A 23,505-nucleotide genomic window follows, 5' to 3' on the forward strand; every position below is an offset into this window, starting at 1 on the left:
GGAACGAGCGTTCCTTCGTTTCCGGGAGGTCTGACTTCCGCAAACGTTGGAACTCAAGCGCCCACTTTTTCCACCTCGTTTTCTTTTTTGGAAGACATCCGTTCCTTCGTTCCGCAGAAACAAGATCTTCGGCTCGAAGACCCGTTCCGTCTTCAACCGAACTCAATTCCAAACGTCGATCTTTCCTCCGGGTCCTTCGATATATCCTCTCTAAAAAAGGATTTCCCGATTCTTAATGAAAGAGTAAACGGAAGAGATCTCGTCTGGCTCGACAACGCGGCTACGACTCACAAACCCCGGATCGTGATCGATAGAATCAGCGCTTTTTACGAACACGAAAATTCCAATATTCACAGAGGAGCTCACACGTTAGCCGCAAGAGCAACTGACGCTTACGAAGCCGCGAGGGAAAAGTCCGCCAAATTCTTAAACGCTTCCTCCGCAAAGGAAATCGTCTTCGTTCGAGGAGCTACGGAGGCGATCAATCTCGTAGCCCAAACTTGGGGAGTTAAGAATATCAAAAAGGACGACGAGATCATCATCACTTGGCTCGAACACCACGCAAACATCGTTCCTTGGCAGATGCTCTGCGCTCAAAAAGGCGCAAGACTCAAAGTGGTTCCGGTCGACGAAACGGGACAAGTGATTTTGACCGAATACGAAAGACTTCTAAGTCCAAGAACAAAGCTAGTTTCCCTCACCCAAGTCTCCAACGCGTTAGGCACCGTTACGCCTGCCGCGCAGATGATAGAACAGGCGCATCGATTCGGAGCGAAGGTTCTTGTAGACGGAGCGCAAGCGGTGTCCCACATGCCGATCGATGTACAGACTCTCGACTGCGACTTCTATGTATTTTCGGGACACAAGGTCTTTGCGCCGACGGGTATCGGAGTTCTATTCGGCAAATCGGAAGTTCTCGATTCCATGCCTCCCTGGCAAGGAGGAGGAAACATGATCGAAGACGTTACGTTTGAAAAGACCGTATATCAACCGGCTCCTTTTCGTTTCGAGGCCGGGACCGGAAACATCGCCGACGCGGTCGGCCTCGGGGCCGCGATCGATTATTTGAATCAGATCGGAATGCGGAACGTCGCCGACTACGAACATTCCCTTTTGGATTACGGAATCTCTCAACTGCAAAGAGTTCCCGGCTTACGTCTGATCGGAACGGCAAAGGAAAAAGCGGGAGTCCTTTCATTCGTCATGGACGGATTTAAAACGGAGGACGTAGGACGTTTTTTGAATCGCGAAGGAATCGCCGTAAGATCCGGACATCATTGCGCACAACCGATCCTTCGCCGTTTCGGTTTGGAAAGTACGGTAAGACCTTCTTTGGCTCTTTATAATACCTGCGAGGATATTGACGCGTTGATCAACGCGCTCTTCGATCTGCGGGGAGGAAGAACGGCGGGTCCACTTTAAGAAAATCGAATATACAAATCGTTCCGATCGACAGATCGGAACGATCGTTATTTTACAAAATTCTAAATCGTAAAATCGATCACCTCGTCCAATTCTTTCGAAGTTCGTACTCTGACTTCGTTCTTTTGATTTACGATAGAATACGGAGGGACGCTCTGAGTCAGCCAAGCGTTTCCGCCGATGATGCTGTTTCTGCCAATAACGGTATCGCCGCCCAAAATCGTAGCTCCGGCGTAGATGATCACGTTCTGTTCGATCGTCGGATGTCTTTTGAGAAGCGCCATATCCTTGCTTACGGATAACGCGCCCAAGGTGACCCCCTGGTAAATTTTGACGTTATCGTAAATGACGGAAGTTCCTCCGATCACGATTCCGGTTCCGTGATCCATAAAAAAAGATCTTCCGATGGACGCCCCCGGATGTATATCGATCCCTGTCTTTTCGTGCGCGTATTCGCTTAACATTCTGGGAAAAATCGGAACTCCGATCTTATGAAGAAGGTGAGCCACCCTATGTACGGCGATCGCGTAAAAACCCGAATAGGCTAAGATCACTTCCTTAACGCTCTCCGCAGCGGGATCTCCTTCAAAAGCTGCGATCGCGTCGTGCCAGATCATTTCGTAAAGCGCCGGAAGCTCGTCTTTGAACTTTTCCAAAACTCCGTCGATCGTGAAATGTTCCGAAAAGGAGGATTCCCGACTGGATAGATACGGATAAAGTTTGCTTTTTGTTTGAAGAAAAAAAACCGAAAGATTGTCTTCTACGTGCGCGATGTCGCGGAAAACAAGATCGGAAAAATATCCCGCGAAGACGATGTTGAAAAGTTCGCTGATAAAGTTACGGGCGACTTTGCGGCCCCCGTAACGATGCGGATCTTCGTTTTGTTTCTGATAGATCGATTCAACGAATTTTTTGTAACGAGCCTCTTTCGGAGAAATTCCAAAATGAGAAGGACTAAACTGATTTTCACTCATCGGAACGATTCCTTTTTTAGTAAACTCTTGCCGACAGAGAATCATCGAGGAGTTTTTCCGTGAAATCTCATTTATTAAGAATGGAAAAGATATTCTACATTCTCGGAAAATATTTTACGGTTTTTGAATGTTTTTATCGACCTAAGACCGGTTCTTTCTGAATCCTGAGGACGAACCGACTCCGACGGAATTTTCATTTTTTTTTCCTGATTTTACTCTTTGCTTTTTATCCAAGAAAAGAAGACTAACGTCTTTGGATTTGAGCGTTCTTCCGTCCCGGGATTTGATTTCGATTCTTCTCACCGGCTTTTGATGAAGTTCATCCACAAGAATCTGATCCGATCCTTCAGAACCGAAAAGATACGTTTCGCCCCATTGCCTGAGAGCGACAAGAATCGGGAAAAGATCCTTTCCCTTTTGTGTAAGAACGTATTCTTGATAAGCGCTTCCATCCGATGCGGGAACGATTTCCAAAATCCCATGAGATACCAATTTTTGAAGACGGGAAGTGAGAATATTCTTTGCAAGTCCCAGACTCTTTTCGAATTCTCCGAACCTTCTTTTCCCTAAGAAGGCGTCTCTTAAGATCAAAAGAGACCACCATTCTCCGATCGCGGAAAGGGAGCGTGCGATCGGGCATTCGTCTTCCTCTAAATTTTTGCGCTTCACAAAATCCCCCTTCCTGTTCGAGTTTAATATAGTTCCGATGGATTCGGCTTACTTGGCAAGATAAATTGGAGCGCCGGCAGGCAGACTACTGGAACCGCCGTCTACGATAATCTCCGCTCCTTGCACATAAGAAGAATCTTCCGATGAGAGAAACAAAACCGTTCTCGCTATCTCCTCCGCGTCCGCGATTCTTTGAAGCGGAATCGAGGCGCTGATCCTATCAAGCCTTTGTTTCGCCGCCTCCGTCGTTCCCCAGATGGAAGTTCTGGTCGCGCCGGGCACCACCGTGTTAATGCGAATTCCCCTCGGGCTCAATTCCGAAGCGAGAACTCTCGCCATTGAACGTACGCCCGCCTTACTCGCGGCATACGCCGAAGTGCCGGGAACTCCGACCGTACTGATGATCGAACCGTTTAGAACGATCGCGGATCCTTTTTTGAGAAGAGGCAGCGCCGCTTGGATCGTCATAAAAACTCCGGTTACGTTTACGCGAAGAACCTCGTCGAAGGTTTCCTCCTGTGTGTTTTCAGCGGGCGTAGGTTTCATGATTCCTGCGTTCGCAAAGACGATGTCTAACGTTCCGAATTCTTCCCCGATTCCTTTAAAAAGTCTTTTCCGTTCCTCTCCGTTTAAAACGTCGGCCTTATACGCGCGCGCGTTTTTTCCCAAAACTTTCAAACTCGCATCAAGTGAGGTTTGATCTCTACCGGTGACGATCACCCTCGCACCTTCCTCAACGAATAGCTTTGCCGTCGCAAATCCGATTCCGCCGTTTCCACCCGTAATCAAAACCACTTTATCCTTAAATTTCATAAGCCGAACCTCGTAAATTCTAGTTTAATTAAAAAACTACATTTGTTGGACCTATAGTGGTTTAATTATGCAACTACTTTTATGAAAATTTTAAGGAAAAATTCAAAAAAAAAGCGAGGAACGAAGGCTCTGATTCGAAACAGAAGCCTCTTCCTCGCAAAAACGGTTCGGATATTACCGAGGATCTATTATATTTTCGAGATTTCGCTAATACCGAGTCCGACCTTTTCACCGAGTTTTGTCCCGTATTCGGGATCGCAGCGATAGAAGTGTTTAACGTTCGCCAGAACAAGACCTTTCGGAAGTCCTTTCATAGTCGAGGCGATTGCGGACGTTAGACGATCTCTCTCTTCCGGTTTTAACATCCGGTAAAAATCGCCCGCTTGCGTATAATCGTCGTTCTCCGAATGGGCGTCGTATCGATCCGTATCTCCTGAAATTTTCAGAGGAGGTTCCGCAAAAGAAGAATCTTGCGACGGACCTTCGAATCCGTTCGGCTCGTAGTTATCAAAGCTGCCGTCGGATTGAAATTTTACGCTACCGTCTCTGTGATAGACGTTGACTTGATTCTTAGGTCGATTGACCGGAAGTTGTTGATACTGAACTCCCAGACGATATCTCTGAGCGTCCGGATAGGCGAACAATCTTCCCTGTAGCATTTTATCCGGAGAAGCTCCGATACCCGGAGGCATATTTGCCGGCGAGAATGCGGCCTGCTCCACTTCTTCGAAATAATTTTTGGGATTCGAATTCAATTCCAAAACGCCGACTTCGATCAGAGGATAATCCTTATGCGACCAGACCTTTGTAAGATCGAAAGGATTAAACTTATAAGTTTCGGCCTCTCTTTCAGGCATGATCTGAACGCAAAATTTCCACTTCGGAAATTCCTTTCTTTCAATCGCTTCGAAAAGATCCCTTGTCGCATAATCAGGATCGGTTCCGGCTAACGCAGACGCTTTTTCACCGCTGAGATTTTTGATTCCTTGCAAAGACTTAAAGTGAAACTTGACCCAGAACCTTTCTCCTTTCGTATTCCAAAGCCCGAAGGTGTGACTTCCGTAACCGTTCATAAAACGATATCCGTCCGGTATTCCGCGATCTCCGAAAAGGATCGTTATTTGATGTAAGGCTTCGGGTGATTTCGCCCAATAATCCCACATACGAAACGGATTCTTATAACCCGTAACTGGATCTCTTTTTTGAGAATGGATAAAGTCGGGGAACTTCAGCGGATCTCTTTCAAAAAATACGGGAGTATTGTTTCCTACTAGATCCCAGATTCCTTCCTCGGTATAAAACTTGATCGCAAACCCTCTCGGATCTCTTTCCGTATCGGCCGAACCTCTTTCGCCTGCGACCGTTGAGAATCTTAAAAAGAGAGGAGTTTGTTTTCCGACTTTCGAGAAAACGGAAGCTCTGGAATATTTGGAAAGATCTTGCGTGATCGTAAGAATTCCGTAGGCGCCCGCGCCTTTTGCATGGACGACTCTTTCCGGAATTCTTTCCCGATTGAAGTGCGCCAACTTCTCGATCAGATATGTGTCTTGAATCAGAACCGGACCTCTTGCCCCGGCGGTAAGAGAGTGTTGGTTTTGAGATACCGGATGACCTCCGGACGTTGTGAGAATTTTCTTACTCATTGTCTGCCTCCTTTCCAAGCGGTTTGAGTGAAATATCGAATCCAAGAATTGATAAACGAAGCGGCTCTGTAAGACCAGTTTCGTTTTTTGTCCGATAGAAGTTCGCTGACTCGTTTGCGTCCGAACATTTCCGAAAATAAAAACGCGTTCTGTCCTTTCGAATTTTTATAATTCTTATTTGCGCCGGAGTTCAAAAGAACCTCCACGATCTTATCAAAACCTTTAAAGGCGGCTCCCATAAGAATCGAATTCCCGGAATAATCTGTGGAGTTGACGTCAGCGCCGTGTGAAAGGAGAAAACGAACTACCTCTTCCCGACCGTTATAAGCGGCTAACATGAGTAAGGTGTAACCTCGTTGGTTCTTACGTTCCAGATCGCCGAACTTAGAAAGACGATCGGAAAGTCCTTCGAGATCTCCCCTTCTCGCGAGATCGAAACAAAAATCTTCCGAACTCATGCTCCTCTGAAAATCTTTCCATGCCTGAGAATGGGATTGGGAAGAATTCGGTAGATACTTTGAAATCTGATTTGATGGAGCAGAAGAATCCATTTTGCCTCCTATAAATTTCCCTTCAAAAACCAATTACGTGCGAATTTGCAAATTTTAGATTTAAAATAAATTTAGACTGAGTATAGAATAATAAAAAATTAGGACAAGTCTTTTTTTAGAATTAGTCTAAATTAGTGACAAAAAAAGGGAAATCTGGGAAGTTGATCTTATGAAGGATTCTTACGAAAAGAACAAAAAGATTCTGGAAGATGCAGGGATCAACGTAACGGTTCAGAGGCTGCAGATGGCGAATCTTCTACTTTCAAAGCCTCAGCATCTGACGGCGGATCAAGTCTTTCAATTGATAAATGAACACTTTCCGAATGCGTCTCGCGCGACGATCTTCAATAATCTTAAACTTTTTGCCGAGAAAGGGATTGTAAATCTTCTCGAACTCAAATCAGGGATCACTCTTTATGATTCGAACGTGAAAAATCATCACCATGCGGTCGACGAAGAGACCGGTGAGATCTTCGATATCGAATTGGATTCGAAACTTCAGGAGAAGATCCTTTCAGAACTCAAAAAAGACTTTTCCGAAAAGACGGGAAGTTCCTTGGAAAACTGCAATCTTTCGATCACGCTCAAAGGCAGAAAAAAATAAGAGCCCGACCGCAAATTTCGAAAGTTAGCCGAAATTTTGTGTGAGTTCCTACACTTTACGTCTCATCAGTTTTTTGAGAAGAATCAGAATCTTTCCCGAACATTCAAATTCGTGTGAGTTCCCACAATTTAGATTTTTAGGAAAAAGTTCCTAACCGAAAATATCATACAATATCCTACTCTCACTCGAAATATGTATCTTTAAGAATATTCTAATTTTCGAATTTATAACGCGTATAATATCTATATTCTCCCGTTTCCGTTCCTTATAATTAGAAGAACAGTTTTATAATTCAGAAGACTCCTATCAAAATTCTTTTTAGAAGCAATATTTCTTAAGGATCGATCCATTCCATCATCTTTGATCGATTGCCGAAACTCAAAACGGGAACCAATTTTTCAAAAAAATACTAAAAAATTGAAATAAGGGAAAAAGCGGATATCAGGTAAAGAAGTGATCGAACCTTTTCTCATTCTCTTCCCCTCCAGTCTCGCATTGGACCACCTCAACTCCGGTGGAAAATTTCTTAAACCTTCGATCACAATCCAGGTCGATATCCCGAAGAAAGCCGGTAAAATTCTTTTGGAGCCTTTCTAACTCGCGAAACGGGGAGAAATCCGCCGGATCTTGAGAGAAAATCAGAGTGGAGGCTTCATACTTTTCTTATTTATGTCCTCAAAAACCTAATGAGAATTTCGAAATCCACCGATCCTTAGAACATAGAGGAGAGAAAAAATGCTCAGAGGAATGTATACAGGCGCAAACGGGATGATCATCCAACAGACAAGAATGGATGTAATTTCGAATAACCTTGCGAATGTGGATAAGACGGCCTTCAAAAGAGATACGACCGTATTTAAAACATTCCCGGAACTTCTTCTCCATCGTTTTGACGAGGATGGGGTTGGCAAGGTTCCCATGGGCTCCTTTGATACGGCTCCCGTAGTCGGCAAACTCGGGTTAGGCGGTGAAGTAAACGAAGTTTACACCCGCTTCGAACAAGGTGCCGTAAAAAAAACGGAAAATCCGTTCGACATCATGCTCCAAGATAAACCCGGAAACGAACATCCCGCGTTCTTTAGCGTTATGACAAATCGTGGAGAAAGACTTTCCCGGAGCGGCGCATTCGTAATGGATACCAACGGTTATCTCGTCACGCCGCAAGGTTTTCCTCTGATGGGAGAAAACGGTCCGATCCGTGTCGCAAGAGGAAATTTTCTCATCAAAGAAAACGGCGAAGTCTGGATCAACGGAGAAATCGGGAACGATCCAGTCAATGGAACTTCTTTAGAAAAGAATCGTTTTGAAACTCCTGTTCTATTAGATAAACTTAAAATTAGGACCGTAGAAAATCCTCGTCATCTGGATAAGGAAGGAGATTCCTTCTATGCGGATACCCCCGAATCCGGCGAACCCGTTCCTTTTGAACTCAAAGACGAACCTTCCGTTCTCCAAGGCTACCTCGAAGCGTCTAACGTGAGCGTGGTTACCGAAATGGTGGAGATGATAGAGGTCAACCGTTCCTATGAAGCCAATCAAAAGACGGTTCAAACTCAAGATAGCTTGCTCGGTAAGTTGATCAACGAGGTTCTTAGATAAATATCCCTTCCTTCCGATCCCAACTGCCGGACCTAATGGCCCTCTGGGATCGGAACCAAAGGATACTTTACCCACCCCTCTTCCCTCATCAACTTCACCAGCAAGCACAGCTTCATTCTCACAAATCACATCCAACCCAAACACATGAGCATTCTTGAGAAAGGAGAACTCATTTAGGTAACGAGTAGAGTTCTCAGGGCGGATGTAACAGTAAGAAGCGAATGCTGTCTTCAGCAGTCTGTGATTGCCCTCAGCTACTTGGTTGTGAACTCCATTCTTACTCCATCTGTTTCTTGCCCATTTGTAACGAGAGTCTTTAGAGTGTGCTGAGTGATTTACTTGGCGATGATTTTTGTAAATACCCCAAAGCCAAGGATAGCCTTCATCAGTCATTAAGGGAGTTTGTAAAGGAATATGATTCTAAATAAGTGGACCTAACGTTCCCATCCTCTGATTTGGAACGCTGTGAAAAAATACGGGACCATCCTTTACAGCAATCGTATGCACTAACGTCCCTACTTGTCTGCCTCCTAATTTGTCTGAAAGGTAAATGGATGATGTACTACCTGTATGGCGATATCTCTTTCGTCCCTGGTTAGCCCTCTGACTTGCTGAATACAAAACTACTGTATCAGCGCAGACGTATGGACGGATTTCCATGATTTCAGTAATATCAGTATCTTCATCAGGTGGTAAGGAGAAGTCTTTAAACTCTCTGTCGAGTACATCAAAGGTTAGCTTCTGATATTTAGGAAGTTGCTGAGAGGCAAACACTTGAAATCTCTTCTTCAGCATTGAAGCACCTTTGTATGAAATCCTCAGCCTCTTACTAATCTCAGTTGAAGTCAGGACTTTCGGATGCTGAATCATACTTTCGTAGAAGACATACCCAAACATCCATAAGGGTAATTTAAAATGATGCAAAGGCGTGTAACTCAAACGTGAAGTTAGATACCTACATCCTTCACAGCGGATCAATTCAGGTTGAGTTGATATTTCCTTAGTCAGCAATTTGCCCGGACAGTTAGGACAATATTTCGGGTAGAAGTCATTCAGGATCTTCTTAGTCAAGCCAGTGAAGAAGTCGATGTTGATGGCTGGGTTCTTGCGTCTTTCAGGAATGGTGGGTGGCTTAGGTTCTGAGACTACGGTGAGTTTGGGATCACGGTTGGGATGAGAACCCAGGGATAGATAAATATCCCTTCCTTCCGATCCCAACTGCCGGACCTAATGGCCCTCTGGGATCGGAACCAAAGGATACTTTACCCACCCCTCTTCCCTCATCAACTTCACCAGCAAGCACAGCTTCATTCTCACAAATCACATCCAACCCAAACACATGAGCATTCTTGAGAAAGGAAAACTCATTTAGGTAACGAGTAGAGTTCTCAGGGCGGATGTAACAGTAAGAAGCGAATGCTGTCTTCAGCAGTCTGTGATTGCCCTCAGCTACTTGGTTGTGAACTCCATTCTTACTCCATCTGTTTCTTGCCCATTTGTAACGAGAGTCTTTAGAGTGTGCTGAGTGATTTACTTGGCGATGATTTTTGTAAATACCCCAAAGCCAAGGATAGCCTTGGTCCGTAAACACAGGGGTTTGTAGAGGTAGATGATCCTTGATAAGGGGTCCAAGAGTGTTTGCCTTTTGATTTGGAACAGAATGAAAAAATACAGGACCCTGCTTCACAGCAATCGTATGCACTAACGTTCCAACTTGTCTTCCTCCAAGCTTGTCCGAGAGATAGATGGAAGCAGTAGAGCCACTGTGACGATAGCGCTTCCTACCCTGATTGGCTCTCTCACTGGCAGAATACAAAACAACAGTGTCTGCACAGACGTAGGGTTTGTTCTCCATCTTCTTAGTTACGTCTGCTTCCTCATCAGCAGGCAGGGAGAAATTCTTGAACTCATGATTCAAAGCATCAAAGGTCAACTTCTGATATTTAGGAAGTTGCTGAGAGGCAAACACTTGGAAGCGTTTCTTTAAACTTGCTCCGCCCTTGTAGGAAATCCTCAGTCTCTTGCTAATCTCAGTTGAGGTAACTACCTTAGGATGCTGAATCATACTTTCGTAGAACACAACCCCAAACATATATAAGGGTAATTTAAAATGATGTAAAGGCGTGTAACTCAAACGTGAAGTTAGATACCTACATCCTTCACAGCGGATCAATTCAGGTTGAGTTGAGATTTCCTTAGTTAGCAGTTTGCCTGGACAGTTGGGACAATATTTCGGGTAGAAGTCATTCAGGATCTTCTTAGTGAGGTTCGTAAAGAAGTCGATGTTGATGGCTGGGTTCTTGCGTCTTTCAGGAATGCTGGGTGGCTTAGGTTCTGAGACTACAGTGAGTTTGGGATCACGGTTGGGATGAGAACCGAGGGATAGATAAATAATTACTCGAACTTTTCCCCAACAGACCTTGATTCTCTGATATAATATCAAGACCGAGGACTCTGACGTTTTTGAGAAACGAGAATTCGTTTAGATAGAGCGTCGAGTGTTTCGGCGAGAGATAGCAATAAGTACCGAACGAAGTTTTCAGAAGTCTCTGATTACCTTCCGCTACTTGTGAGTGAACTCCATTCTTGCTCCAACGATTTCCTGCCCAACAGTAAAGTCCTGACTTCTTCCATCTTTATCAAAGGTCCTGTTGAAACTTACGTCATACGGCTTATTTCAGGATTTATGCTAGAATTTCACAAAAGAGTCGCGGTTATAAAAATCCGAATTCGTCAAGTAAAATGAATCAAAAGAAATGTACGACATTGAAATCGGAATAAAAACAAAGGATCAAAATGAAAATTCATCTCGGTCCGAATTACTCAGACCGGAGAAATTTATCATCTGATAAATCCATTCATTTTTTAAAAGGATTTTTGCAAAGCCTTCCTTTATGATTGGTTAGCCTATTTAAGAATCTAAAGTAAGGAATCAAATTTTCTTCTCCAAAGAGAACTTCCTCCGACTAGAAAGAAAATTATATTAAGTATGAGTCATAGAACGAGAAACACGATCACCATCAGCATCATCAGCTTCTTTTGTATCTCTTGCATTTTAGGCGGGAGTTATCTCATCTACAGACAAAAAACCGGAACCGTATCGACTGCAAGTGTGACTGCCTGCAAAAAAATTCGCCGCGCTGAAATCTGCAACGGGTTTTGGACCTACGACAGCAAAATCCAATTCGGAGAAGTGGAAAACGCTAATTCGGACGACCTTGGCGCAAAAGTTCAGGTCTTAGTGACGCAAAACGGCGCCGTAAAACCTTCCCTTTCTCTTCCGATTGCGCTCTTTCTCATCGCTTTCGGAATCGCGTTTATGGGAATTCGCTGGTGGCAGACCGAAGCCTATCGGGAATAAACGCGCCTTTTCTCCGGTTGTATTTTATATATTTATAATACTGTCTCGGCCCTTGGGATCTCAAAGAACAAATTCCTTTTTGTGATCCCGATCTTCAGATTTTCCTTTCAATCCGCTATTGGAAACACAGAAAGACTTTCTAGTTTTCCGTAATCCCGACTTCCAATTCATCAAACCAATCCAAAAATTTTTGTACTTCTTCTTTTTGAAAGAGCGCTCCGTGCTGCGGAACCATCATATCCACTTTGAGCTTCCGAATTTCTTGAACCCATTTTTTTTTCGCCTCGTTGGAGCCCATCCATCTTTGATGAAACTTCTTCATGTATTGAGTGTGTTTATCGAAGTCGGAGACAAAAAGATCGTTAAAATCAGAGGGCAAAAGGGACGCTCCTATGTCTCCGCTGAACAAGATCCTCGAAGTGGGATCATAAAGATTAAAATTTCCGGAAGAATGCAAATAGTGCGCCGGTATTGCGCGTAACGTATGATTTCCGATGTTCACGTCGAGACCTTGGTCCGGGATCTGGATAAAAGTGTCTTTTGTTCCTCCAAAATGAGGAACAAAGCTGGACCATAACCAACTCAGATAACATTTAATATCCGGATTCACTTCCAACCAGAGAGAAAGAGAAGAAATGATATCGGGATCTTGATGACTCGAAAAAATTTTAGCGATCTGAGTCGGATCGAATTTCTCGCAGATCGCGGAGAAAACTTCCGGAAAAATTTCGCTTCCACCGGGATCTGTAAGCAAACCTTGACCGGAAGAGACGATAAGATATTCGTTCGTATCGATGATGTATCCGGGTTTATCCGGATCTCTCGCGATTACAGACCAGCTATAATCTTGACTGGAAAATATCGTTTCCATTCTTTTCATTTTTCCATCCGTCCAAAACTTTTTTTGCTAAATTCTCGATCGAGTCGATCGCAGCCGAAAACTTTTCGGCGACGTCTCCAGCCTTCGCCTTATTTACGCCTATGTATTCACTTTCGATCTTTGCCTGAAGACTGATCACCTTGCCGTCAAGACATTGACGAATCAGATTTTTTGTTCTGTGAACCATGGCGTTCTGAATAGAAAGAGTCGCCTTTTCAAAATTACGTTCTTTTGATTCAAAGGATTCGATCATCTGCAGAAGAGCTTTCGATTTGTTTCCATAGTTTTCGATCTTCTTCGCTTTTTCAAAAGCGATTCGATTTTTAACTTGAAAGCTGGCTTCACGACTCAAGGAATACATCACCTTTGTGAGTTCTTCCGTTGTTTTCGAAGTGGCTTTGCTGAAAACGATGATCTCTTGTGCGACGACTCCGAATCCCCTCGCCGCAATCCCGGCGTGAACGGACAAGATTATGGAATTCAATGCCTTTACTCGGATCCCAAATGCAAGCGAAGAAATGGTTTTCACATCCTCGTTGATTGAGGCGGTCTTTCTGAGTAATTCTTTTTCCATCTTCATTTCTTAAGTATTGGGATTATTCTAATTTTAAAATATTCAAAAAAAAGAATCATACTGACGATCAGACGTTTTTAAAACGAAAGATCAACTTCCAAAGCCCCGAGTTGAATCCGGTGAATCCAAAAATCAAAAACTCGGATCAAGAAAAAATTCCGTAACCCCTTCCTTTATCGAAACGCACGATCTATAAATTCAAAAAGAAGAATCTGGACTTCTTCTTAAAACGTCCGTCTTTTTGAAAAGCCGAGACCGACTGAATGGCCCGAAAATAAATTCAAGGAAGAAGAATCTTTTGTCTTACCCCAATCGCAGACTTACACGACGAAACCGATCCACGATCCAAGACAGAAAAATTAGAATATTCATAATATAGAATTCTTTTCAAATAAAAAACGATTTTTACGAAAGTTCGTCGATCTTTTCTTGGATTCCCTTCTTTTCGGTTTCGGTCTTTGCCAGAAAATATGCCTTTTGTAAATGAATTTTCGCCATTTGAGGATCTTGATTCTTCAAAAGTTCGCTTAAGAGAAGATAATAAAAATGATTTTTTTCAAATCTCGTGTTCTCGGCTTCACGCAAAGCCGACTCCGGTCCTTTGGACTTATACAGAGCGAAAATCCGATTGAGAGCCGCGCCCGGGGAATAATTAATTTCCAAAAGCTGATCGTAACAGCCTAAAATTTCGTTCCATTTTTCGGCGCTGTCCTCTTTGATACAATGCCAGTAAGCGATTCTTGCCTCCAGATGATAGGAACTGAGTTCCATTCCGAAAGCGGATCGATTTAAGAATTCGATTCCTTTGTGTATCAATGCCTTGTCCCAAAGGTTCTCGTCCTGATTTTCATAAAGAATAAAAGACTCACCGCCAAAATCTCTCGCGGAAAATCGAGACGAATGAAAACACATAAGGGCCAATAGAGCGTTGACTTTCGGTAGATCCGTCTTTTTATATTCGACGATCATCACCGCCAGGCGCATCGCCTCCAAACAAAGATCTTTTCTTAAAATTCGATTTTGCGTTTTGGAATAGTAACCTTCGTTGAACAATAAATAGACGATGCGAAGAACATTCTCGAGTCGCTTTTCGATCTCTTCGTCCGAAGGAAGTTCCATCTTGATTCTTTCGTTTCTTAATTTTTCTTTGGCTCGAAACAAACGTTTGTGAATCGTTTCCTTATTGGTGAAAAAAGCCTCGGCGATTTCGTCGATTCCGAATCCGCATAAGATTCGAAGCGCAAGTCCGATCTGCGCCTCGCCCGCTATCGCGGGGTTGCAGATCGCAAAAAGCATTTGCAGTTGTTGGTCTTTTATGTTCTCCGGAGAAAAATTCAACTCGTCCGCGTTCGGACTCTTATCTTGTCTCGAAGTCAACTCCGGTATAATTTTATTCTTTAGAATTTTATCTCTTCTGAAATGATGAATTGCCTTTTGTTTCGCTACTACATAAAGCCAAGCCGTCGGGTTTTTCGGAGTCCCCTTGATTCCCCAAGTTTCCGCAGCAAGTAGGAACGTTTCACTCACGATATCTTCCGCGATTTCAATATGCTGCAATCCGTAGAGACCGCTAATCACCGCGATCATTTTGGAAAACTCGCGTTGAAATAATTGTTTGAGTGATTCTTGTTCTGAGCTCATAAAAAATCCAAAACTTCCTCGTTTTAAAAGACGAGGAAGTTTGAATCTAAGTTATCCGATGACTTGTCTGATTTCGACGCTTCCGCCGGCATCCAAAGCCGGGCAACCGTGCGCTAATGTGGTTGCCTCTTCCAGACTTTCAGCTCGAACGACGATAAAACTTCCCAAACGTTCCCGAATTTCTACAAAGGGACCGTCCGTAATCACTCCGCCGGATTTTAATACCTTACCTTCGGTGGCGAGCCTCGGGCCGTTGCTGACTAGTTTTTCTTGTGCTACGATGTTCCCCACCCACTCCTTCCATTTTTTTCCGAGCGCCTGCATCTCGTTTGGCGATACTTGGCCGTAGTCGTAGCTAGGTTGCCTAAATAAAAGTAAAAACTCGTTCATCATTCTTTCTCCATTCTTTTTTTTGAATATGATTTCGAGATAGATCGCCTTTGCTCGAAAAGACGACGCTCCCGTTATAAAATCGATCCCGTTTCACATCCACCCCGTTTTCCATTGGCGGTAAGAAATCTGAACTGCGCAAAGAATCAGAATCGGAGTGATTATATCTCCCAGGCCGTTTCCGGCGAAAAAGTGAGAAGAAGAAGCTCCGATCAGATTAAACGTATAACCTGCATAAGCCCATTCTTTTAGAGTTTGGAATCGATTTTGAAGGATTGTGATTCCACCCAAAATTTTAGCGACCCCTAAAATTTTCATCACATAGAGAGGATATCCGAGTTTCGCGATTCCTTCCGCAGGCGTAGACGCCTCCATAAGATATGCAACTCCCGCAATGACCATCGTCACCGTAAAAAAGAGCGTCAACGTCCAATAGATCCATTTTGCCGCTCCAATCCACTTCGCCTTCTTGGACGCGTCGTGATCTTTGGTTCCTTTATCCTCTTTTATCAAAACTGCCATTTTGATTCTCCTTTGTATCGAAATTGAATCCTTGGATTCTATTTCAATGAGGATCGAGAATTAGAAAACGGGACATCGACCCGTCTTTTTTTAGAGAAATTTTACTTTTTTATGACGGGAAAATGACAGGTCCGAAGTTTATTTTAAAAGGCCGAGCATTTAAGAATCCGAGACTTGAAAAGAATTACGCTTCACTTTGAAGGCGTTCGATCGAAAGACCAACCCGAGAAAATTCTATATATCTTCATTCAATCGTCTCCGAATTCGCCTCGGAAATGTTGGCAATCTATCAAGGATATGTTACGTTATGGAAGCTCCAAAAGACAATCGGAACATAGACGCAATCGAAAGAAAATTTAAGGAATTGGCGAAGAGCGTGGAGATCAATAAATAATTTCGAACTTAAGTCAAGGCTCGAGTTCTTCCGTTCATCGAATTCTTCTTTTTCATTGATTCCTAAAAATCAGTCGTTGGTTCTTAAACCGCCGATATCGGAGCCCATTCCTTGTTTTCCGCTCATCTTACCTTCCGAATGTTTGTTCTTAGGGTATATATCGTTATAACCCGTTCTTATTTATTTTTATTAGATAAGAACGGATTATAAAAGAAGATTTATCCCGTGAATACAGAAGTCATATCGTTCCGGCAACAGGTTTTAAAAAGAATTGAATCTCTCAAAGGAAATCGTTTTCGGTTTCTCGGAAGATTCGTTTTTTTGTTTTCGATCTTGATTCTTTTTGCGGATTGTGTGAAACGACCGCAAAAGTCCGGAGCGATCGAACTCTTTCCGTTAGAACGCGGAATCGAACAACTCAATACTCCCGTAAAAGTTTCGGTCCAAGTATCCGGTCTCAACTCGGGAACCCTTATCGTAAACAACGACTTGGGAGAATCCCTAACGTTTACACAAGATTCCACTCAGACATTTCCTTCAACGGTCCGTATCGGTTCTTCTTATTCGGTAAGTTCGAACGGGCCGAACACAACTCCAGCGCAGACTTGCAGGATACAGAATCCGAACGGTCCGATCATTCGTCCTCAGACGACGATCTTCGTCACATGCGGTATTTCGTTTTACGACGTCTCGGTTCGAGTTCTCGGCTTGGATCCTGCAACGGCGGCCACGTCTCCCTTGATCGTTCAAAATATGACCGACCAGCTTTCGTTTACAAGCGACACAACTCAGACGTTCGCAAATAAAGTCGGAGATACGGCTTCTTATTCGATCGGTTTTATTTCAGTTCCTCCGAAACACACTTGTATTTTTGTACCCTCCCTTTCCGGAAACGGTAACTTATCCGGAGGCCCCGTGACAATTCTGATCGATTGTATCAGTCCTTTGCAATATTCTCCGTCTTCAAAGGTTTTATTTCCGAGCGAAAGAATAACGATTCAATTTTCTTTTCACGGAATCGATCCGGGAAGCTGCGGTTATAACACTTCCGCTATAGTATTAGGAAAAACGAATGTTGCAAACACAACTTCGCCCAGACCTTCGATTACGTATCCTTCGGCGCCGAACGACAATACAGTGGTCCTTGTCGCAAGCGGTCCGGATTTTTGGGGCCCGTTAGGAGACTCCTTTGTCCAGCTCGGAGGATGTACGGCGGGCGGCGGACTTCCGATCCAAGGAGGCAACGACATATTTTTCGATTTTACAAATCAATCCGCTCTGAACAATCGAATGGTCGACGTCCTAGCCGGAAACGACCTCGCCGGATGCGGAACAGGTGGTCCGCCTTCGGCCTATTGCCGTAGCATAGAATTCGGAGTTTCGGAATGCGATCTCGTGGGATCCGCCTGTTCGGTGTTAGTCGCTACCGGAACCTACGTTCCTACGAGAAGAATTTCTCTTCTTAGCCGGACTTCCCTGATCGGAGGTTTTCCCTCCGGTTTTGGAAATCTCAACCCCGACCCGATCAACAATCCTACGATCATCCAAGATCCCGGCATAGGAGGTCCTACGTTTTGCGACGCCATTTTCTGCAGCGTGATAGACGTTGCGACGGTTGCTCTGACTTCGACGAACGACAATCTGATCGTGAGCGGATTTCAAATCCAGGCAAACCCGAATAACGTTTCGAATACAGGAATTACGATTCAGAACTCAAGATTCAACGCGGGACAAATTCGTATTTTGGACAACGACATTTTCGGAAATGAAATTTCCACTTCGCATCTGGGAGGAACCAAAAGCGGGATCTCCATCCTCAATTCGGACAACGTGATCGTCAGCGGAAACCGTTTGCGCGGAGGAACGGGCATGACCGCCTCCACGGGAATTACGGTCGATTCATCCGGAACTCCGCAACCGATCGTAATCAAACAAAATCTTATCGACGGCGTTCAAAAAAGCGGGGGCTTGACCGCCGCCATGATTCTTTCCGGCGCCACGGCGCTCGTCATAGACAACAAGATCAACGCCTATCAGTTTATGGATTCAAGTCTGGTTCCTAATATTTCGCTGGGAATTTTGATCGACGACGCATCGGGAATTCCTGGTTTTCTTTCGATCGTAAACAACGATATCTACGTTGGAAATTCGCCGGCGTTCACGATGGGAGACGCGACCGGAATCTCCCTTGGATTCGCAGCCCCCGGAAAAACTTATACGATCGTTAACAATCAGATCTTTTCGAAGTCTTCCGTAAGCAATCGAGTCGGAATCCTTTATGCGGACGCTTATCCTTCGGCTACGTCCGTGATACGTGGAAATAATTTCTTTCTAGACGTTCCGGTCTGGGACGTTTTCGGGGGCAATGCAGAATACAAATTCTGCGGAGCCGTTCTCGCACAGGGTTGTATCTTGGGTTTTCCGATCGGATCCATATCCGGATTGGGAATCGGAGATTATACGAACAACTACGGAAAAAATCCGCAATTCAAAACCGCGGCTTCGATCTCGCAAGTTTGGAAATATAACATTCCCGTCGGAATTCCGAATTCTCTGAATTCACCTTGCAGCTCTTTGTATGGAGGAATCGATTTAAGAATCGGCCCTCTTCTTCCGCCGATTCTTTTTCCATTCTTTGCAACGGACTTTAATCAAAATGCAAGAACAAACACCGCGAGCCCCTTCGCTCCGTCGGGAGCGGATTCCATTTCGATCGGAGTTTTTGAGACGGACGGAAATTGTTTTTGAAATACGATCCTTCCGCTTCGTTTAATTTTGTATGACCGAAACTTCAACGCGTTCTTATTTTAAAAGCGGATAGATTCAAAGGGAAAGAAGAATCACAGAAACCTTCAAAGGACATTCGAATTATCTAAAACATTTTTTTATTATATTTTCTCTTAAAAACAGAGAAGCCATTTTTGAATTCGACAGAAAGAACGTTTTGGACTGGAGAAAAATACAAATTGAAAAACGAAACGGTTCTCAATTTCACAATATCAGATACAAAGAAACCAAACAGAATCAGAATGGAAGTGATCCAAACCGGCTCCCGGACGTATGAAACGAACGGGAGCTAAAGGACTTACTCCATTCTGATTTTGTTATATTCAAAAAATTGAAATCAATTTGAACCGGAAGGCCAGAGAAAATGATCGAACGCGTAGAATCGAACCCTCTGACGGTTGTTTTTATCCGTGCACGCACAGTTATTTCCCCCTACGAGCGCACAACCTTGGCAATATCTGCGGTTTGTGTCCGGAGCGGGAGTCGTGACGATCCATTTTTTTCCGTTCGGATCGGTATAAAATGAAAATCCACCCGAATGTCCGGGTTGATACGTCATCGTATATGTCGTCAGAGAATTATCCGGTCCCAACTTCGTCTGATTTCCCTTCCAAACTCGGATTCGGTTCGGGCTAGCGGAAAACAAAATACAAGCCTTATACCATCCTCCATTTTTATAATATACGTCGCAGTCCTGAACTCCGTCCTTTCCCGCGCTGTTGATGTTATTTCCGGTGGTTACATTGCTGTAACTTCCGCAAGTTCCGTCCGTATAATTACACTGTCTTTCATAGTATTGATCATAAGAATAGTATCTCGTCTTTGCGCTCAGTATCTGGTTGTTCGGAGAAGGAATCGATTGTCCCACGAAGCCCACCGAATGATCAAAAAATCCCTGATTCTGAACGGTACCTGCTCCGTTAAATCTGTACAACTGTGATTTCATATCGATTCCGTTGCTCGTAAAACCTACGTAGGCCCAGCCTCCGTAATATAAGATTCCGCTCGGATGATCGTAAGAGGAACCGGCGTTGAATTTTTTTACAAGTCTTCCGTATTTATCGTGTACGAATAGATAAGCCGTATCGTTTCCGTTCGTATCCATACAGGACGTGTAAAAGAAATTTCCGTCGAATTTGATTCCCTGAGAATGACATCCGTTCTGATCGGAACCTATGGTAGCAGTTCCAACATCCTGTAAAAAGTAGTCCACGTTCTCCACCGGATAATCCGCGGAGCTGACCAGACTTTGTAAATCGATTCCTTCCGCGGTCGGGTTGGATACGATCCAAAACAAAGACGTGACCGCTATAGTTCTAATCAGCGAATTCATCGAAAACAGTCGCATAACTTTTGATTCTCCCTTCACTTTCTCTTTTTTTTATTTGAGTTGATCGAAAACGGTTTTCTTTTTTCGTTTGGTCGATCTCAAATTTTCGGCGTAGTATGTTCTAAAAATAATTTATTTCAATCTATTTTTAAGGAAAGACCGTTTGTGCAGGAACTTACTTATAAAGTAGTGTCTCAAAGATAGGAAAGTTTAGCGTATGGTTTTACCTTAGCTAATAAATAAACTTAGAATTTTATCTTCAGACCCAAAGTTCGTCGAAAGAATCGATCCGCTTCTTTCGACTTAGGATTTGTTTTGTATTTCGCGTGAGCGGTCCGAAAGGCGCGAAGCGTCCTCGCAAGAGGACGAGGGCGAATGCCCGAGCCTGGAGGGACGCGACCGTTTCGCATTCGATTTTTCTAAAACGTTTTCACAATCGGAAAAGATAGCGAATGAGAAACGGGCACGCCCGAAATAAATATTCAATCAGCGCGTGAAAATATAAACCGCCCCCGCTCTCGTTTTCGAATTATCCGCCGCCGGCGCCAGCGGTGAAGAAACGGTGGTTCCCCCTTTTTCTTCTGCCGCGCCTAACGCGATCGTATCGCCGTAAATGGAAAGACTTCCGTATTCTCCCGCAGGGCCGCTCGTAGCATTGGAAACTCGGTCGCTTGGATCCGCATTCGTGGTTTTGATAAACGACCTATAGATCCAGTTGTTATTCTCTTTCTGAAATACGTAGACCGCTCCCGAATTCAAACATCCGTTGTCGGTAAGATTGGGAAGAGTTCCTCGATTGAGAATTGTCTTTATGGAATCGGATTCGTTCGGCGCCGCGATCGCCACGGTGTCCCCGTAGATCGAGACCGCTTTTCCGAATTGATCGTTCACCTCTGCGTTAGGCGCCGTTAAGATCGTTTCTTCTGTCCAGCCGGAACCGTTATTCTGAAAGATATAAGCCGCGCCGTTTTGCCCGGCTGCTCCTACTATGATTTTATCTACAGAGATTCCCACCGAAACGCCGAACAACGAATTCGCGATCGGCGCGGATGCTTTTAGATAAGAATCCCTCGACCAGATATTTCCGCTTCTCTTGAATACGTGAACCGCGCCGGAATTGCTAGCAGTCGTATCGTCTTGACTCACTCCGACGACTAGGGTATCTCCCGTAATTCCGATTTCGGATCCGAATTGATCGTTGGCGGCAGGGATATGCGATTTCAGATAAGCCTCCTGCGCCCAAGTCGTTCCCGTTCTTTTGAAAACATAAACAGCGCCGATGGACACGCCCGTATTATCGGAACTCGCGTCGTTTCCGAAACGGAGCGTAGGATCCAAACTCTGTTCTTTAGGAGAGCCCACGACGATCGTATCGCCGTCGATCGCTACAAAGCGCCCGAAACTATCGCCGCCATTCAGATTGGTGGGTTTGAGATAAGCCTCCAAATTCCAAACGGTTCCGCTTCTGCGATATACGTAAGCGGCTCCCGAATTAGCAAGAGTCAATGTAGAAGTCGGAGTCGCGCTGATCGATTGCTGATTCCCGTCCTCCATAGGCGCTCCGATCACGATTGTATCGTTCGAAATAGCCACACTGATTCCGAAAACATCGGAGTTGGTCCGGACAGGAGCCGTTATGCGCGCTTCCTCGCTCCAGGCCGAGCCGCTTCTTTTAAATACATAGGCGGCGCCGGCATAACTTGTGTCCCCGTAAGCCCCGGCGACTAACGTGTCTCCGTATAAAGAGACGCTCACTCCGAGGGCGTGGTTTGCAAGTAGATTCGAACCTTTTAAAAAATACTGATTCCCCCAATCCAAGGCCTTTACTTCTAAAGAAATTTGTTTCTGTGAAGAATTCCCTTCCAGATCGAACGCGCTGACTTGAAATTGGGTCGTCGCAAATGCGTTCACGGGAGTTCCCGAAATCTCTCCGTTATGCGCGTTGAAGGTCAGTCCGGCAGGAAGCGAAGGCGAAATAGAATAATAATCCACGCCCTCCACGCCTGTTGGAGCGACACTCGAGATGAGTTCGTTTTTTATGAAAGTATAAGAAGAAGCGGGAAAACTAAATTGAATTTCTTTCGGTTTTCGATCCTTTGAATCTTCGATCCTCGCATTTCCAAGCGGGATGATAAAATCGTTTCCTTCCCGATTATCCGTAAGACAATTAACCGAGTAGAAAGCAAAAAGAATGAGGAAAGAAAAGCGCTGAAAGATTCTTTTTATCCGCACCCGCCTTCCTCCGATTACGACTTCCCGAATATGGACTGAGAATTCTTTCCAAGGATAAAGAATTTCAAACGAAGTCATAAAGAGAAGATACGAGAAAGAAAGACGATTTTCTTCCTCGTTTATAAGAGGCGAAACGCCACTTATATTTAAGTCCGTCCCGATGCGTCGTGGACTCAAACAACCATTTTAAAAAATTTATTTCTTTGTATGAGTTCCTACAAATCCGACGCTCAGGTTTTCTAAAAAATTTTGAACCGTTTCGTAAGATTCCAAGAACGTATGAGTTCCTACATTCCTCGATTTCCGGATCGACAATGAATTTAATCCCCTCGTTCGAGGAGGATGAAAATCGATTCTTTGCTGTAAAAGAACCTCCGGATGTACAAGGAATCGCCGAACGAGAATAACAACCGCGTTTACATCCTATTTGCAACCGAACAAAGAAAGGCAAAAGCGCTATTTTTAAAATGTGAAACGCAGAGATTTTATTAAAAAAAGAATTCTCCTCCCCAGACAAGAGTTGTGAGACGCAAACTCCCCTTGAGTAACGTTTCAATTTTTAAAAATCGAACGAATACAACTTGAAAGTATTCGATTTTTCGTTTTCAATAGAATGTATCCGAACGTAAATTTGACCGCAAGATGGATAAGGAAACGATATGCCACATTGTATTCTATGGATTGATCAGTCGGTTGCGAAGAAGTTTGTTCTGAGTAAGGACGCTGTGGAGACTCAGGTCATCCGCCACAAAGGAAAAACGGAACATCACGATCATCATCCCGATCGTTTCAATCTGATCCAAAACGAGGAACTAAAACATTTTTTTGAAGATGTGGCGAAAAATCTTTCGCCTAACGAAGATTTGTTGATTTCCGGACCGGGTCTGGCCAAAACCCATTTCCTCGCTTATTTAGAAAAGCATCATCCTCCTCTCGCAAAGACGGTTCTTGCGGAAATCGTAATGGATCAGAGCAGCGATTCCGAAATCGTCAACGCCGCGAAAAAATATTACGAAAAACGCCATATAAAACTCTAATCCATACCGATCCGGAATACGCGGCCTTTGCGGATCGCAGAATTCACATGGTCGACGGCGCAATCGAGACGGACCGTTCTCA

At 44.2% G+C, this 23,505-nt stretch carries 20 protein-coding genes and 2 pseudogenes; 7 read left to right on the forward strand and 15 right to left on the reverse strand.

All coding sequences use genetic code 11. The features are described from left to right. The coding region (locus CH376_RS19215) for a family 2A encapsulin nanocompartment cargo protein cysteine desulfurase (protein WP_207769148.1) at positions 1–1,422 on the forward strand (1,422 nt) is incomplete at its 5' end. 62 nt (positions 1,423–1,484) lie between these two features. On the opposite strand, the gene epsC is transcribed toward CH376_RS19215, so the two are convergent. The 5 genes from epsC to CH376_RS19240 all read right to left on the reverse strand — a co-directional run bounded on the left by epsC (position 1,485) and on the right by CH376_RS19240 (position 5,979). Continuing rightward, on the reverse strand, positions 1,485–2,396 hold the full coding sequence (gene epsC, locus CH376_RS19220) for a serine O-acetyltransferase EpsC (RefSeq protein WP_100784086.1): 912 nt from the start codon (positions 2,394–2,396) through the stop codon (positions 1,485–1,487). 141 nt (positions 2,397–2,537) lie between these two features. Continuing rightward, complete coding sequence (locus tag CH376_RS19225; RefSeq protein ID WP_100783972.1) at positions 2,538–3,065, reverse strand: winged helix-turn-helix transcriptional regulator; 528 nt, start codon at positions 3,063–3,065, stop codon at positions 2,538–2,540. Between the two features lie 48 nt (positions 3,066–3,113). After that, entirely contained in the window at positions 3,114–3,878 is a 765-nt protein-coding gene (locus tag CH376_RS19230; RefSeq protein ID WP_100783973.1) for an SDR family NAD(P)-dependent oxidoreductase, read from the reverse strand. Between the two features lie 188 nt (positions 3,879–4,066). Further along, positions 4,067–5,521 carry a catalase gene (locus CH376_RS19235; RefSeq protein WP_100783974.1) on the reverse strand — a complete coding sequence of 485 codons (1,455 nt, stop codon included), beginning with the start codon at positions 5,519–5,521 and terminating at the stop codon, positions 4,067–4,069. Beyond that, entirely contained in the window at positions 5,518–5,979 is a 462-nt protein-coding gene (locus tag CH376_RS19240) for an ankyrin repeat domain-containing protein (RefSeq protein WP_243394660.1), read from the reverse strand. Before CH376_RS19240 ends, CH376_RS19235 begins: the two co-directional genes overlap by 4 nt. Positions 5,980–6,241: 262 nt before the next feature. Between CH376_RS19240 and perRA the strand changes: the two genes are divergently transcribed. The 3 genes from perRA to CH376_RS19250 all read left to right on the forward strand — a co-directional run bounded on the left by perRA (position 6,242) and on the right by CH376_RS19250 (position 8,275). Further along, complete coding sequence (perRA, locus tag CH376_RS19245) at positions 6,242–6,676, forward strand: peroxide-responsive transcriptional repressor PerRA (protein WP_100783976.1); 435 nt, start codon at positions 6,242–6,244, stop codon at positions 6,674–6,676. Positions 6,677–7,129: 453 nt separating this feature from the next. Beyond that, positions 7,130–7,273 (forward strand): hypothetical protein, encoded by a 144-nt coding sequence (locus CH376_RS24330; protein ID WP_165783643.1) that lies wholly within the window; start codon positions 7,130–7,132, stop codon positions 7,271–7,273. A gap of 138 nt (positions 7,274–7,411) precedes the next feature. Beyond that, positions 7,412–8,275: a flagellar hook-basal body protein gene (locus CH376_RS19250; RefSeq protein ID WP_100783977.1), complete on the forward strand. Its 864-nt coding sequence runs from the start codon at positions 7,412–7,414 to the stop codon at positions 8,273–8,275. A gap of 3 nt (positions 8,276–8,278) precedes the next feature. On the opposite strand, the pseudogene CH376_RS24470 reads toward CH376_RS19250, so the two are convergent. The 3 genes and pseudogenes from CH376_RS24470 to CH376_RS24665 form a co-directional block, all read right to left on the reverse strand. Continuing rightward, a pseudogene (locus CH376_RS24470) lies at positions 8,279–9,472 on the reverse strand (transposase); the annotation flags it as partial. Continuing rightward, on the reverse strand, positions 9,438–10,670 hold the full coding sequence (locus CH376_RS19260) for a transposase (protein ID WP_420843567.1): 1,233 nt from the start codon (positions 10,668–10,670) through the stop codon (positions 9,438–9,440). The gene CH376_RS19260 and the pseudogene CH376_RS24470, both read right to left, overlap by 35 nt. Beyond that, positions 10,633–10,902, reverse strand: a pseudogene (locus CH376_RS24665) (transposase); the annotation flags it as partial. The pseudogene CH376_RS24665 and the gene CH376_RS19260, both read right to left, overlap by 38 nt. Before the next feature lie 362 nt (positions 10,903–11,264). Between CH376_RS24665 and CH376_RS19270 the strand changes: the two are divergent. Continuing rightward, positions 11,265–11,636 carry a hypothetical protein gene (locus tag CH376_RS19270; RefSeq protein ID WP_100783979.1) on the forward strand — a complete coding sequence of 124 codons (372 nt, stop codon included), beginning with the start codon at positions 11,265–11,267 and terminating at the stop codon, positions 11,634–11,636. A 139-nt stretch (positions 11,637–11,775) separates the two neighbouring features. On the opposite strand, the gene CH376_RS19275 is transcribed toward CH376_RS19270, so the two are convergent. The 5 genes from CH376_RS19275 to CH376_RS19295 all read right to left on the reverse strand — a co-directional run bounded on the left by CH376_RS19275 (position 11,776) and on the right by CH376_RS19295 (position 15,643). Further along, a complete protein-coding gene (locus CH376_RS19275) occupies positions 11,776–12,507 on the reverse strand; it encodes an oxygen-binding di-iron domain-containing protein (RefSeq protein ID WP_243394648.1) in 732 nt (243 codons plus the stop codon). Next, positions 12,476–13,090, reverse strand: coding sequence for a methyl-accepting chemotaxis domain-containing protein (locus CH376_RS19280; protein WP_100783981.1), 615 nt, complete (start codon positions 13,088–13,090; stop codon positions 12,476–12,478). Before CH376_RS19280 ends, CH376_RS19275 begins: the two co-directional genes overlap by 32 nt. A 405-nt stretch (positions 13,091–13,495) precedes the next feature. Further along, positions 13,496–14,731, reverse strand: a complete 1,236-nt coding sequence (locus CH376_RS19285; RefSeq protein ID WP_100783982.1) for an RNA polymerase sigma factor — start codon at positions 14,729–14,731, stop codon at positions 13,496–13,498. Between the two features lie 51 nt (positions 14,732–14,782). Continuing rightward, positions 14,783–15,124, reverse strand: a complete 342-nt coding sequence (locus CH376_RS19290; RefSeq protein WP_243394649.1) for a YciI family protein — start codon at positions 15,122–15,124, stop codon at positions 14,783–14,785. A gap of 90 nt (positions 15,125–15,214) precedes the next feature. Continuing rightward, positions 15,215–15,643 carry a DoxX family protein gene (locus CH376_RS19295; protein ID WP_100783984.1) on the reverse strand — a complete coding sequence of 143 codons (429 nt, stop codon included), beginning with the start codon at positions 15,641–15,643 and terminating at the stop codon, positions 15,215–15,217. 715 nt (positions 15,644–16,358) lie between these two features. Here CH376_RS19295 and CH376_RS19305 point away from each other — a divergent pair. Further along, entirely contained in the window at positions 16,359–18,785 is a 2,427-nt protein-coding gene (locus CH376_RS19305) for a right-handed parallel beta-helix repeat-containing protein (RefSeq protein WP_100784088.1), read from the forward strand. A gap of 376 nt (positions 18,786–19,161) precedes the next feature. Here CH376_RS19305 and CH376_RS19310 read toward each other — a convergent pair whose 3' ends face one another. Both CH376_RS19310 and CH376_RS19315 read right to left on the reverse strand, forming a co-directional pair. Further along, on the reverse strand, positions 19,162–20,172 hold the full coding sequence (locus tag CH376_RS19310; protein ID WP_100783985.1) for a hypothetical protein: 1,011 nt from the start codon (positions 20,170–20,172) through the stop codon (positions 19,162–19,164). Positions 20,173–20,640: 468 nt separating this feature from the next. Beyond that, on the reverse strand, positions 20,641–22,464 hold the full coding sequence (locus CH376_RS19315) for a putative Ig domain-containing protein (RefSeq protein ID WP_100783986.1): 1,824 nt from the start codon (positions 22,462–22,464) through the stop codon (positions 20,641–20,643). Between the two features lie 581 nt (positions 22,465–23,045). Here CH376_RS19315 and CH376_RS19320 point away from each other — a divergent pair. Further along, the gene (locus CH376_RS19320) at positions 23,046–23,423 is read left to right on the forward strand and encodes an eRF1 domain 2 (RefSeq protein WP_100783988.1); all 378 of its coding nucleotides are present in this window, start codon (positions 23,046–23,048) and stop codon (positions 23,421–23,423) included. Positions 23,424–23,505 lie beyond the last annotated feature (82 nt).

This window comes from Leptospira adleri, assembly GCF_002811985.1.
Lineage (GTDB): Bacteria > Spirochaetota > Leptospiria > Leptospirales > Leptospiraceae > Leptospira > Leptospira adleri.